The sequence below is a fragment of the Pseudomonas nitroreducens genome (assembly GCF_014204515.1).
Classification (GTDB): Bacteria; Pseudomonadota; Gammaproteobacteria; order Pseudomonadales; family Pseudomonadaceae; genus Pseudomonas; species Pseudomonas nitritireducens_A.
The window spans coordinates 76,966-89,729 of record NZ_JACHLI010000006.1 but is presented as its reverse complement, the minus strand read 5'-3'; the positions used below and the strand labels follow the sequence as shown (position 1 = coordinate 89,729).

Genomic DNA, 12,764 nt, shown 5'->3' with positions numbered 1-12,764 from the left:
ACCACCCCGCTTTCAGAAATCCCTTTCGCAATATCCCGACACCCTCCCATGGCCAATTGAAACAACCCGGTAAGCAGACCCCACTACCCTTGCCTTAAGTCAAAGGGGTCCCCCTCTTCGGCCCGATAGTCTGCGCACCTCTCGACGAGTTCGATATCCGTCGTCTGACCAACAGTGGCAACGACCGATAGCGAACAGGACTGTGCCTTTGCCACGCAACCCACGGATTCCCAGACACCAGGGAGCAACCCCATGAGTGGTTACAACGCAGTTCTCGCCCGCAACACCGACAAGGCCCCGCAAAACGTGGGCCCCTATGCCCAAACCGTCGCCTTCTCCCACTACAACAACCTGTCCGCGCAGCTGCCGATCGACCCGAGCAGCGGCAAGCTGGTGGCCGGTGGCGTGAAGGAGCAGGCCGAACAGTGCTACAGGAACCTCAAGGCCGTCATCGAAAGCATCGGCCACAAGCTCGATGACACCGTCCGCATCTCCGTCTTCCTGACCAACATCGCCGACGCCGAAGCCGTGGGCAAAGTGCATGCGGCCTTCTTCCCGGACTATGTCCCGACGCTCACCACCGCGGGCGTGGCAGCCCTGCCGCTGGGCGCCCAGGTGCAGGTCGAGGCCCTTATCACCTGCGGCGAAGGCACCATCCCCAACGCCCCGCAGGCTGGCGACCTGATCAAGGTCGAAGGCAGCACCGAGAATGCGCCGCTGAACCCGCTCTCCACCCAGTCCGTCGCCTTCTCGCACTACAACAACCTGTCCGCCCAACTGCCCATCGACCCGCGCACCGGCAAGCTGGTCGCCGGCGGCATCAAGGAACAGACCCAACAGTGCCTGCGCAACATCAAGAACATTCTGGAAGGCATCGACGTGCCCTTCGATGACATCGTGCGCATCACCGTGTTCGTCAAGAACCTCGCCGACATGGAGGCCGTGAACCAGGTCTACACCACCTTCTTCCCCGATTCGGCCATCGCCCGCGCCGTGGGCTACTTCCCGGCACGCACCGTGGTGCAGGCGAAAGCCCTGCCGCTGGACGCCCTGGTGCAGGTCGAAGCCGTGGTCTCCCACGGTGACGGCACGCCCCCGCAAGCGGTGGAAGACCGCCACGGCATCGTCATCAAGGCCCACAACACCGACGCCGCACCGCGCTGCCCGTATTCGACCCAGACCGTCGCCTTCTCCCACTACAACCACATCTCCGCCCAGCTGCCGCTGGACGTGAAGACCGGTGAGCTGGTGGCCGGCGGCGTGAAGGAACAGGCAGCCCAGTGCTTCAAGCACCTGAAAGCCATCGTCGAAAGCATCGACCACGCCCTGGCCGATGTGGTGAAGGTCAACGTCTTCCTGAAGAACATCGACGACATCGCCGCCGTCGATGAGGTGTACGCCAGCTACTTCCCCGGCGGCGTTCCTGCTCGCAGAACGGTGGGTGTAGGCGCATTACCCAAAGGCGCACTGATCCAGATCGACGCCGTGGTCGCCAACGCCGAAGGCACGCCCCCGACTTCTTGATCAGCCGCCGCGAATCAAGTCCTGTTCGACTAACGCCAGGGCATGACTCACGCCGAACGGTCCCCTCTCCCGCTTGCGGGAGAGGGTTAGGGTGAGGGGCTCTGCTCTTGCTCTTGTAGGAGCGAGCTCGCGCCCCCACTCCAAACCACCCATCACCCCCGCCGCCACCATCTCCCACGCCTCTCCTCACGCATCAACCGCGGCACCTCCCCCATAGGCACCCAGTACTCCCCCTGCCAATCCAGCACCGCCAACGACCGCCCCTCGCCTTTCGCCTGCATTCGCCTGGGCAGCCCCGCCGCCAGCCTGCCTTGATCCCTCAAGGTGGGCAGCACATGGCCGGTGAGCCACATCCGCAACTGTCGATGCTCCGGATCACGAAACCGGTTCAGCACATGGAAGGCGCCATAGTCACTGACCAGCAGCGCGACCTCCTCGCCGCTCCCCGTCACCAGGCGCGCCTCGCGAACGAGGTCCTCGTCCATTCGAAGTACATAAGCGTCGACCCGCTCGCGGATCAGATAGCCCAGCTCGCGGGCGACCAACCAGGGCTGGTTGTTGATCAACACGCCGCGCAGGGAACGGTTGTAGCGGTGGAATACGGTGGGAACGTAGATGTCGTCCATGGAACAGCTCCTATGTGTGAGAAGCCGCCACGTCCGTCGCCAAACGGATTGGGTGGCGGAACCGCGCAAGGTTGGCGAACCGGCACATAGAACCGGCAGACCCGAAGGTCTCCCTGCGCGGCCCGCCATAGCGAAGAACCGTGGACGTGCGAATACGTCACGGTCTTACGAAGCGTTACCGCGCCTATGTGTTCCGGGTCGCCAAACCCGCTCCCCTGTCGCTTTCACAGTGGCGACGGGAGGTTATTGAGTACGTCGAAGACGGTCAAGGCTAGCTAGACCATACGCATGCATTCGAGTAGTAATTAAGCCATCGCGCATGCCCCTTATCATCGCCACCCGGGCACATTGAACGAATAGTCTCTAGGGTAAAGCTGTTCTACCTAGTTTTTCCGACTTGGCTCCACTGGGAAACCAATTCATACTCACACAGCTACTACAAGGACTGTTAAACCGCTAGGAGACTCGACTTGCTTTCTGATGCCCATGTCAGTGAGGTGATTGCTAAATGCGAAGTGCTCAAAGCTGCAGGTCTCTGGGCCCGGGAGCCAAAGCTCCGGCCTCGCGCGTGGCTTGAGAACTTCGAGACAGCAGACAGACCTACCGCTGCATTTTTACTAGATAAATTCACATTTTACAATTCCGACCTCACCTGCAAATTATTGATTTCTTCATATATGTCTCTTGGCGATGGAATGCCTAAGGCGCTATTCCAGAGAACCCCAGAGGACATATTTAAAGACCTAAATTCCGCAATAATAACCCCTGTCAAAGGTGAGCAGCCAAACCCTACAGACTCTGGCTATTTAGTCTGCCGTATGGCAAGGCAAGTTTTTCACATAGAAGAAAAATACGTCCTAGATACCAGCGCAGCACTTAAACATGCTTACACTGGAGGAACGATAATATTCGTGGATGACTTCGTCGGCTCTGGAGATCAATTCCTTACCACATGGAAGAGCCCTGACCGACAAGGAAAATCATTCTCAGACGCACAAGCCAAAACTAATTTTCTTGCCATATATATAACATTGATCGTAACAGACTTTGGGCTAAAGAATATCCAGCAGACAGCCCCATATGTATCTGTATGCTCGGCTCACATTTTAACTGAAAAATCCACCATCAGAGGCATACTTAAAGAATCCCCTCTAATGCAACCTATGGTGGAGACTTTTCTCAATAAGTACATACAGAGACTCACGCCATCAGAACCGTACATGACAACAGGAAACTACCTAAAGTACGGATACAAAGAGCGAGGGCTGCTGCTAGGCTTCGACCATTCGGTACCAGACGCCACGCTGCCTATATTTTGGTCTAAGGGAATAGAGAACTGGGAGCCATTAATTGAGCGAAGCTAAATCCGTCGCACTTCTACGACTTCTTTTTGGCGACAACAGAGCAGAGTGGCCGACGGCCGACTTTAAGAATTTATTTGTGACACCCACTTATCTAAGCAAGCTTGAAGCAATGAGACCATGCTTTCTTGTAGGTGGACGAGGAACAGGCAAGACCACTTCACTTCAGTCTTTACGCTACGACTCCATGCTGGAAAGGTTAGAAGCCGATGGTTTGACTTTCGGCGACCAAAGCTATCTTGGGATTCTTGTTCGCATGAATAAAAATCGTGTGAGAGCTTTCCACGGAGCTGAAGCCTCAGAGGATCAGTGGAGGAAATGGTTTGCTCATTACTTCAACTTAATAACCTGCTCAGAAATAGCAACACTTGCTCAATGGCTTCAGGACAAGCTTGGGGTAGAACTCTCAAAAGCCAGTATAAATCTGATCTCACAAGAGCTTGGACTAAACAAATCCGACGACCTTACATCCTTGAAGCTTGAGATAAAATCCGGAATCTCAAAGCTACAATTGCAAGTCAACAACCCTACGCAAGATCTAGGAATAATATGCTCAATAGCCGAATCCCCACTTAGAACCTTCTGCGAGGTATTAGATCAATTTAATCTTCTTGGAGATCGAGTTATATTCTGCTGTATAGATGAATACGAAAATCTTCTAGATTATCAACAAGCGGTCCTCAACACATACATAAAGCACGCCGAACCCCCCCTATCTTACAAGATTGGCGTTCGAAAAAACGGATTAAGAAACAGACAAACACTTGATGGACACGACGTTTTAAGGGTCCCTGATGACTGTCTAGAAATAGAAATCGCAGACGAGGGTTTTGATTATTTTGCTAAAGCAGTAGCTGAACTTAGATTAAAGTACGCCGCGAGCGAAGGCGCCCCTGTAGCAGATAACCTAAGGGACTTCCTAGAAGAGCTTTCGCTTACCGAAGAGGCTAGTCTTCTCGGCGCAGAACGAATAGCTGATGCTGTGCTATCCGAACTGAAAGGCACACCTCTCTATGAGACCTTCTCAAAAAAGCCAAAATCTGAAGTCTATTTTCTGAAGTTCTGGCAGGAGAGCGAGGGCACCCCCATTCCCGAACTTGCACAGGCGTGGAAAGACAATGAGACAGAATGGAAAACCCGAATTGGCAACTACGGCTACGCGAGTTTATTCTGGCTTTCCAAAGGCCGCAAGGGCGTCAGAATTCGCAAGTACTACTGTGGTGAAAGAACGCTGCTATCATTAGCAGCAGGCAACATTCGATATTTTTTAGAACTCATTGACACAGCCATAGGAAACGAACTTGAGGGAAGCCAAGAGCATTCCGGCCGCTTACGTATATCCGCAAAATCACAAACCATAGCCGCAAGAGAAGTCGGAAAGCGACGACTCAATCAACTTGAAGGATTGGCTGACCATGGAGTTCAACTTAAACGACTTGTACTTGCGGTTGGCAAAGTTTTCTTCGAGCTTGCACGAGAGCCCAATGGCAAGACACCTGAAGTAACATCTTTTGTGCTATCTGGCACAGCCGCCGACATTGAAAAACTGGGAGTCTTACTCCAAGAGGGAGTAGGCCACCTTGCATTCGAATCAGATCCAAGGACCAAATCAACCAGCAACCTTGAAGTTAGGGATGATGAGTATAGGCTGCATAGAATATTCAGCGCCTTCTTCGAGATTTCACATCGTAAAAAGAGAAGAATGACCGTAGATGCAGGGCACCTCCTTAACGTACTGGAATCTCAGCCATCCAAGGTGATTTCCACTCTTCTGGATGATCGGCCACAAACCGCAGAAGATGAACTCCCAGAGCAACTAGCTCTTTTTTCGGCATTCTACGACAGCGGTAATAAAAAATGAGTCGAGTCCCGCAGCCGTCCGTAAGCACACTGCGCTTTCTTCAAATAAGCGAAAACTCGATAGATGATGATGAGGTAATTATCACGGCTTCTGATGCTGAGGAAAACCGAGGGAATCATCCTCTCTGGGGAGAGATTGCAAAGTCCCAGCCGAAGCGCGTGATCTGGATTAAGAAAACAAACAAGGAATCAATTTCATTCTGTCACGAAGGCGAGGCGGAAGAAGAAATATCGCTGAGAGACGAACTATCCATTGAGCGAATGCTAAAACACCCAAAACTCCTCATTGATGTAACTGGTCTCACCAATGACGTCTGGGCCCCCGTCTTAAAAAAGGCGTATGAAACAAAAACTCATACGCGAATTCTCTATGCAGAACCAGAAAATTATCGCCCACATCCGAACCCCGCCTCATCGGGAATCTTTGATTTAAGTTTAACTTTCGAAGGACTTTCACCGCTTCCAGGTTTTGCCCGACTTTCAGGACCCGACGACGAAGAAAGCTGCCTGTTTATTGCAACGCTAGGATTTGAAGGAAACCGGCCAGAACACCTAGTCTCTCAACTGGATCCTGCCCCGAAAGTCATACCAATTGTCGGCGCCCCTGGATTTCAGCTAGAATACCCCACTTACACTGTGGGCTGTAATCGATTATTTCTTGAGGAATATCGAGCTCACGCTGACTTACGGTATGCACGAGCAAGCTGCCCATTTGAAATGTACCAGTCACTTTGCACATTAAAAAGAGAATATCCTAACCACTATTTCTACATGGCTATAGTCGGCACAAAGCCGCATGCAATCGGCACAATACTATTCTCACTTAAGCATCCAGACTCTACTGAGATAATGTTCGACTACCCGATTAAAAAAGACGGCAGAACAAGTGGAATAGGGACGATCCATATATACAACTTCGAGAGATTCGATGCCTACTGATCTCGACAGGTATTACACACCTGAAAGGGTTGCAACAAAGATACTGGAGATGGCCGATTTCTCTAGGCTCCCTAGCACCTTTGCGGACTCAACGTGCGGAAGCGGCAGGCTTCTTGATGCTGCCTGCAATATCTTTGGAAATGTGCAGTGCGCTGGAATTGATCGAGATAAAGACGCAATATACAAACTCCGCGAAAGAAGGCCTGACTGGCATTTGAAAGTTGCAAACTTACTAGGCAGAAAAGATAGGTTAGCTTCTTTTTCGAACGACCTCCCTATGCCGGTAGATCTATTAGTACTGAACCCACCATTCAGCCACGGCCCAAACAAATCAACATACGTCACATATGAAAAGAAAAGATTAAAATCCACTATATCAATGGCGCACCTACTTCGAAGCCTTGATTTATTCCGACCTCGAATGGGTGCAATTGCGATTGTTCCTGAGTCTTCACTTTACTCGGAGACAGACCAACAGGCCCGCGAGATCATAGAGAAAACTTACTCTTTTAGAAAAATCCTCGACCTTAAAAACTGCACATTCCTTGGCGCCCGAGTTAATGCATCGGCAATTCAATTGCACCCAACCCATAAACCCTCCGCCCCGACTTTATACCTTCACCCACAGAACATCATAAAGGCCGATATAATTCGCGGAAGTCTACCTGTTCACCTCATGCAGCCAGACAGCTATGGCATTCCATTCCTGCACTCTACAGACTTAAAAAAACTTGCATTCGGACTGAAAGAAGATCAATTCCCACACACAACCAGCAATGCCAAAGGAAAAGCCAATGGCTGGAGCATCTTAATACCCCGAGTAGGCCTTCCTAATATTAACTTTATCTCTGCACTCCACTTGGACAATACAATTCAGCTATCTGATTGCGTAATAGCCCTTACATTTAATGACGAAGAATCTGCAACTATTGCAAAAGATAGAATAACCTCCGCCTGGGGTGAGTTTTATGAGCTTTACAAGGGAACCGGAGCTCGATATATAACCGTAGCTCGACTCTCCGATTGGCTTGCCCTGAAAGGAATTATAATTAAATCGCGACAGCCACTTATACAAAATTAATCAATGCTGGCTGATCAAGCCAAAAGAATCTGCTAATTGGGCTGCTCGGTCAATCGCTCGTGAGTTTACTGCAAGCTCTAAAAAACCGTGTTGCTCTTTGGCAGTAGGGGCTTTCATCGACCAATCTTAGCTTGAACCTAGGGGACATCTTCGCTGAACGCACCACTCACTGCTGAGACTCTCTGAAGCACCGCTGCCATGGCTGCTCTCATTCGCATTTAGTAGACATCTAAACATCCTCGTTATCGAACCCGACACAAGCCAAAGCGCTGACCTCTTCGACCTCAGTGGCCGCGTCGGCGTGGCCTTCCTGCTGTGTTCCTACGCCCTGTTTCGCTTCCGTCGGCAGCGCGGGGTGACTTAGGCGGCGTCGTTCTGGCAGTTCATCGGTGGCAATCGGGTGAATCTGCAGCGCTCAGCGCTGCTCGATTATCGCTACTACCTGGCGCGCGACATCCTCGATGTGGCGTGGCTGATGCCCGTCGTCGGGCTGGTCAATCCGTACCTCCCGCACTCGGGAACTACATCGTGTTCTTCACCCACCTCTGCACTGCCGAGTGACCGTAACTATTTATTGCGCAGCGTGCTCATCGAATAGGTGGGAGATCCTCTGCCCTGAACCTCTGCCCCTGCCCTGAAATGGCCGCCAGCCAAGGCGGACAGCAGCTGCGAATTCACCTGACGCGCATCGAAAAAAGCTGGCGACGTGCCAGTCAAGCCACCGACCCAGAGCGCCTGCCACCGCGCTGTCATAAAACATTCACAGGATCCGATCACAGTATGGCAGCCCGATATCAAAAGGATTGCCCTCGATGAAAAGCTTTGTGAAATCTGCTGCGATCGCCGTAACGCTGTCCATGTGTGCCACTTCCGTCGCCTTTGCCGACGAAAGCGTCCGCCTGACCGGCTCTGGCGCCAGCTTCCCCGCTCCGATCTACCTGACCTGGTTCAAGGACTTCAGCAAGAAATCCGCTGGCGTCACCGTGGACTACCAGTCCAAGGGCAGCGGTGCGGGCGTACAGGATTTCCTCAACAAGACCGTGGATTTCGCAGCCAGTGACTCGGCCATGAAGGACGAGGACATCGCCAAGGTGGCCGAAGGCGTGCAACTGCTGCCGATGACCGCCGGCGAAATCGTCCTGGCGTACAACCTGCCGGGCAGCCCCAAAGGCCTGAAACTGCCGCGCGACGTTTACTCCAACATCTTCCTGGGCAAGATCACTCAGTGGAACGACCCGCAGATCGTCGCGGCCAACCCTGAGCTGAAACTGCCGGCCCTGCCGATCACCGTGGTCGTGCGCGCCGACTCCAGCGGCACTACCGCTGTGTTCACCAAGCACATGTCGACCATCAACCCGGAGTTCAAGACTGCCCTGGGTGAAGGCAACACCGTCAACTGGCCGGCCAGCGACAAGTTCATCAAGTCGCCGAAGAACGATGGCGTGACCGCTACCGTTCGCCAGACCCCTGGCGCCATCGGCTATATCGAATACGGCTTCGCCAAACTGGCCAAGGTCGACTTCGCCGAGCTGCAGAACAAGGCCGGCCAGTACGTCGTACCGAACGCTGAAAGCGGCGCCGCGGCGCTGGCTGCCGTGAAGTTCCCGGAAAACCTGGTGGCCTGGCTGCCCGATCCGGACGGTGCCCAGTCCTACCCGATCACCTCCTACACCTGGATGATCTTCCGCAAGCACAACGAGAACCCGGCCAAGGCCAAGGCCAAGGCCATGCGTGAAATGGTCGAGTACGGCCTGACCGAAGGGCAGAAGATCGCTGATTCGATGGGCTACATCCCGCTGCCGCAAGCAGTCGTCGATCAGGTTCGCAAAGCTTCCGCCAACATCCAGTAACGCCTGCGAGTCTTCATCCGGCGTGGGCCATGCGCCCCGCCGGATGAGATTTTCCCCTGCTGCGGAACTTCCCCATGACCCAACCTTTCGTCGTACCGGTTAATCCGGACTCTGCCTGCCAACCGCCCTCCGCGAAGGATTTCCTGGTTGACCGGACCTTCCGTGCCATTGCACGCCTGGGTGTGGTCCTGATTCTGGTGCTGGTCGTCGCCCTGGTGTTCGAAGTGGGCCGCAAGGCGCTTCCGGGCATGGAGAAACACGGCCTGGACGTTCTCCTGGGCTCCGTCTGGGACGTCAACCAGGGCAAGTACGGCATTCTGCCGGCCATCTGGGGCACGCTCTACAGCGCCCTGATCGCCCTGATCATCGCTGGCCTGTTCGGCGTCAGCATGGCGATCTTCCTGACCCAGGATTTCCTCCCCGCCAAGCTGGCGGCGGTGTTCCGTACCATCGTCGAACTGCTTGCCGCCATCCCCAGCGTCGTCTACGGCCTGTGGGGGATCTACGTGGTGATCCCGGCCATTCGCCCGCTGACGGCGTGGCTGAACAGCGAGCTCGGCTGGATACCCTTTTTCGGCACATCGTTGAGCGGGCCAGGCTTGCTGCCCGCCTCTCTGGTGCTCGCCATCATGATTCTGCCCACCATTGCCGCGGTCTCGCAGGACGCGCTTTCCAGCGTGCCGATGAAGACCAAGCAGGCCGCCTACGGCCTGGGAACCACCCACTGGGAAGCGATCCTCAAGGTGATGGTGCCCTCCGCCGCCACCGGCATCTTCGGCTCCCTGGTCCTCGGCCTGGGCCGCGCACTGGGTGAAACCATGGCCCTGGCCATGCTGGTCGGCAACGCGAACACCATTACCCTCTCGCTGTTTGCGCCGGCCAACACGCTGGCCGCCCTGCTGGCCCTGAACTTCCCCGAAGCCGGGCCGAACGAGGTTGAAGTGCTGATGTATGCCGCACTGGTGCTGATGTTCATCACGCTGATCGTCAACGTCATCGGCTCCATGATCATGCTCTACGCCCAGCGGGGGTCCAAGTAATGACCAGCCTCACTCCCACCGTAACTGCCCTGCCGAGCCTGCAGCGTCGGCTCGAGGGCCGTGCCCTGCGCAGCCTGGTGCTCACCGTGCTGGTCTGGCTGGGCGCCCTGCTGGCCAGCGTGCCGCTGATCTCCGTGCTCTACATGCTGATCACCCGCGGCGGTGCGCGGCTGAACCTGGAAGTCTTCACCGAACTGCCACCGACCGGCTTCGAAATGGGCGGCGGCTTCGGCAACGCGCTGGCCGGCACCTTCGTCATGGTCGGTATCGCTGCCGCCATCGCCGTTCCGGTCGGCATCATGGCCGCCGTGTTCCTTTCTGAACTGGGGCCGGACAGCAAGCTGGCGAGCGCCGCGCGCTTTGCCGCCAAGACGCTCACCGGCCTGCCCTCCATCCTGGCCGGGGTCTTCGCCTACGCCCTGGTGGTGATGACCACCGGTACCTACTCGGCTCCGGCGGGCGGCGTGGCACTGGCCGTGCTGATGCTGCCGATCGTCGTGCTCACCGCCGAAGAGTCGATGAAGATGGTGCCCAAGATCATGAAGGATGCCGCCTACGGCATGGGCTGCACCCGCGCCCAGGTCATCTGGAAGATCGTTCTGCCCACCGGCCTTCCGGCGATCCTCACCGGCGTCATGCTGGCCGTGGCCCGCGCCGCTGGCGAAACCGCGCCACTGCTGTTCACCGCGCTGTTCAGCAACTACTGGATCTACCACGACGGCAGCCTGGCAGTGATGAACCCCACGGCCTCGCTTTCCGTACTGATCTACAACTTCTCCGGCATGCCCTTCGACAACCAGCTCGAGCTCGCGTGGGCCGCATCGCTGGTGCTGGTGATGATCGTGCTGATGGTGAACGTCATCAGCCGCATTTTTGGCAAGCCCAAGTTTTGAGATACGGAGCATCCGAATCGTGAACACAGCTACTGCACAGAAAGTCGCCCCGGTGGGTTCCGAGACCCAGGTGGTCATGGACTGCAAACTGGACAAGATTTTCTACGGCAACTTCATGGCGGTACGTGACAGCCACGTGCCGATCGAAAAGAACAAGATCACCGGTTTCATCGGCCCTTCCGGCTGCGGCAAGAGCACCGTGCTGCGCAGCCTGAACCGGATGAACGACCTGGTGCGCGGCTTCCGCTTCGAGGGCCATGTGCACTTCCTCGGCCAGGACGTCTACGGCAAGGGCGTGGACCCTGTCGTCGTGCGCCGCTACATCGGCATGGTGTTCCAGCAGCCGAACCCGTTCTCGATGAGCATCTTCGACAACGTCGCGTTCGGCCTGCGCCTCAACCGCTACAAGGGCGACATCGGCGACCGCGTCAAGCACGCCCTGCAGGGTGCCGCGCTGTGGGATGAAGTGAAGGACAAGCTGAAGGTCAGCGGCCTGTCGCTGTCCGGCGGCCAGCAGCAACGCCTGTGCATCGCCCGCGCCATCGCCACCGAACCGGAAGTCCTGCTGCTGGATGAGCCCTGCTCGGCACTCGACCCCATCGCTACCCGCCGCGTCGAGGAGCTGATGGTCGAGCTGAAGAAGGACTACACCATCGCGCTGGTCACCCACAACATGCAGCAGGCCATCCGCGTCGCGGACACCACGGCCTTCTTCTCGGTGGACATTTCCCAGGGCACCCGCACCGGCTACCTGGTGGAAATGGGCGCGACGAAGCAGATCTTCGAAAACCCGCGGGAAAAAATGACCGAGGACTACATCAGCGGCAAGTTCAGCTGAGTCGAAACCTGCAGTCGTATGAAGCCACACACCTCATTTTCAGGGTTGCCAATGCCTGCCACGCGCCGTCTTGATCTGCCAGCGATTGAACGTGCGCTGCGTGAGGTGCAGAGCCGTTTCGGCGAGCTCAGCCAGTGCTTTACCGAGCCGCGTGATCCGTTCACCGATGAGGTGCTGCACAACGTACTGGAGGGTTACGCCCTGATCGACGACTACGTCGCACGGGGCGTCGATCTGTTCAATCTGCAGCAGGTGAACCTGATGCTGGAGATCAACGCCACCGTGCTTTGCGGCCGGGACCCTGCCCGTCGGCTGGAGTTCGCGCCGCACCTGGCCGCCACCGAGGCGCACTTCTTCAACAACGTCGAAGGCGGCATCAAGGACCTGTACAACTGGTACTGCGCGTATCACAGCGAATCGGTGTGGAAGCGCGCGGCCGGTGTCTATGTCCGGATTCTGAGCAAACCGCAATTGTTCATCGAAGGTAACCATCGCAGCGGCTCGCTGATCGTCAGCTATCTGCTGCTACGTGCCGGGCTGCCGCCGTTCGTGCTGACCCTGGACAACGCCAAGGGTTACTACAACCCGTCTTCGGTCATCCGCAACTCCGCCAAGCATGGCGTGAAGGCGCTATTCGAATTGCCCAAGATCAAGAAGAAATACGCTGCCTTCCTCGAAGAGCAGGCACCGGATCCCCAACGATTTTTCCTCAGCGAAGAACACACCTCCATCTATCAGGGAGGCGCCTGATG

12 protein-coding genes are annotated in these 12,764 nt (G+C 55.7%); 11 read left to right on the top strand and 1 reads right to left on the bottom strand.

Annotated features, from left to right (window positions below; genetic code table 11):
- Positions 1-252 precede the first annotated feature (252 nt).
- On the top strand, positions 253-1,524 hold the full coding sequence (locus HNP46_RS10050) for a RidA family protein (protein ID WP_184588353.1): 1,272 nt from the start codon (positions 253-255) through the stop codon (positions 1,522-1,524).
- A 152-nt stretch (positions 1,525-1,676) separates the two neighbouring features.
- Here the strand turns inward: HNP46_RS10050 and HNP46_RS10045 are convergent, their stop codons facing one another.
- On the bottom strand, positions 1,677-2,150 hold the full coding sequence (locus tag HNP46_RS10045; RefSeq protein WP_184588351.1) for a BRO-N domain-containing protein: 474 nt from the start codon (positions 2,148-2,150) through the stop codon (positions 1,677-1,679).
- A gap of 470 nt (positions 2,151-2,620) precedes the next feature.
- Between HNP46_RS10045 and HNP46_RS10040 the strand changes: the two genes are divergently transcribed.
- From HNP46_RS10040 to HNP46_RS09995, 10 genes are all read left to right on the top strand, one after another.
- Entirely contained in the window at positions 2,621-3,514 is an 894-nt protein-coding gene (locus HNP46_RS10040; RefSeq protein ID WP_184588349.1) for a phosphoribosyltransferase-like protein, read from the top strand.
- On the top strand, positions 3,501-5,372 hold the full coding sequence (locus HNP46_RS10035; protein WP_184588347.1) for a hypothetical protein: 1,872 nt from the start codon (positions 3,501-3,503) through the stop codon (positions 5,370-5,372). Before HNP46_RS10040 ends, HNP46_RS10035 begins: the two co-directional genes overlap by 14 nt.
- Positions 5,369-6,310, top strand: coding sequence for a hypothetical protein (locus HNP46_RS10030; RefSeq protein WP_184588345.1), 942 nt, complete (start codon positions 5,369-5,371; stop codon positions 6,308-6,310). Before HNP46_RS10035 ends, HNP46_RS10030 begins: the two co-directional genes overlap by 4 nt.
- Entirely contained in the window at positions 6,300-7,391 is a 1,092-nt protein-coding gene (locus HNP46_RS10025; RefSeq protein ID WP_184588343.1) for a hypothetical protein, read from the top strand. Before HNP46_RS10030 ends, HNP46_RS10025 begins: the two co-directional genes overlap by 11 nt.
- Positions 7,392-7,791: 400 nt before the next feature.
- The gene (locus HNP46_RS36165) at positions 7,792-7,989 is read left to right on the top strand and encodes a hypothetical protein (protein WP_184588341.1); all 198 of its coding nucleotides are present in this window, start codon (positions 7,792-7,794) and stop codon (positions 7,987-7,989) included.
- A 214-nt stretch (positions 7,990-8,203) separates the two neighbouring features.
- Positions 8,204-9,241: a phosphate ABC transporter substrate-binding protein PstS gene (gene pstS, locus HNP46_RS10015; protein ID WP_184588339.1), complete on the top strand. Its 1,038-nt coding sequence runs from the start codon at positions 8,204-8,206 to the stop codon at positions 9,239-9,241.
- A 74-nt stretch (positions 9,242-9,315) separates the two neighbouring features.
- Positions 9,316-10,281, top strand: coding sequence for a phosphate ABC transporter permease subunit PstC (pstC, locus tag HNP46_RS10010; protein WP_184588337.1), 966 nt, complete (start codon positions 9,316-9,318; stop codon positions 10,279-10,281).
- Entirely contained in the window at positions 10,281-11,174 is an 894-nt protein-coding gene (pstA, locus tag HNP46_RS10005; protein WP_184588335.1) for a phosphate ABC transporter permease PstA, read from the top strand. The genes pstC and pstA overlap by 1 nt, the downstream gene beginning before the upstream one ends.
- A gap of 76 nt (positions 11,175-11,250) precedes the next feature.
- Positions 11,251-12,012: a phosphate ABC transporter ATP-binding protein PstB gene (gene pstB, locus HNP46_RS10000; protein WP_218189953.1), complete on the top strand. Its 762-nt coding sequence runs from the start codon at positions 11,251-11,253 to the stop codon at positions 12,010-12,012.
- Positions 12,013-12,063: 51 nt separating this feature from the next.
- Positions 12,064-12,762, top strand: coding sequence for a hypothetical protein (locus HNP46_RS09995; protein ID WP_184588331.1), 699 nt, complete (start codon positions 12,064-12,066; stop codon positions 12,760-12,762).
- Positions 12,763-12,764 lie beyond the last annotated feature (2 nt).

What these genes read in the sequence shown, in the direction of transcription:
- HNP46_RS10030 (WP_184588345.1), top strand. Translation starts at nt 5,369, where the DNA reads ATGAGTCGAGTCCCGCAGCCGTCCGTAAGCACACTGCGCTTTCTTCAA.
- pstC (WP_184588337.1), top strand. Translation starts at nt 9,316, where the DNA reads ATGACCCAACCTTTCGTCGTACCGGTTAATCCGGACTCTGCCTGCCAA.
- pstB (WP_218189953.1), top strand. Translation starts at nt 11,251, where the DNA reads ATGGACTGCAAACTGGACAAGATTTTCTACGGCAACTTCATGGCGGTA.
- pstA (WP_184588335.1), top strand. Translation starts at nt 10,281, where the DNA reads ATGACCAGCCTCACTCCCACCGTAACTGCCCTGCCGAGCCTGCAGCGT.
- HNP46_RS10050 (WP_184588353.1), top strand. Translation starts at nt 253, where the DNA reads ATGAGTGGTTACAACGCAGTTCTCGCCCGCAACACCGACAAGGCCCCG.
- HNP46_RS10045 (WP_184588351.1), bottom strand. Translation starts at nt 2,150, where the DNA reads ATGGACGACATCTACGTTCCCACCGTATTCCACCGCTACAACCGTTCC.
- HNP46_RS09995 (WP_184588331.1), top strand. Translation starts at nt 12,064, where the DNA reads ATGCCTGCCACGCGCCGTCTTGATCTGCCAGCGATTGAACGTGCGCTG.
- HNP46_RS10025 (WP_184588343.1), top strand. Translation starts at nt 6,300, where the DNA reads ATGCCTACTGATCTCGACAGGTATTACACACCTGAAAGGGTTGCAACA.
- pstS (WP_184588339.1), top strand. Translation starts at nt 8,204, where the DNA reads ATGAAAAGCTTTGTGAAATCTGCTGCGATCGCCGTAACGCTGTCCATG.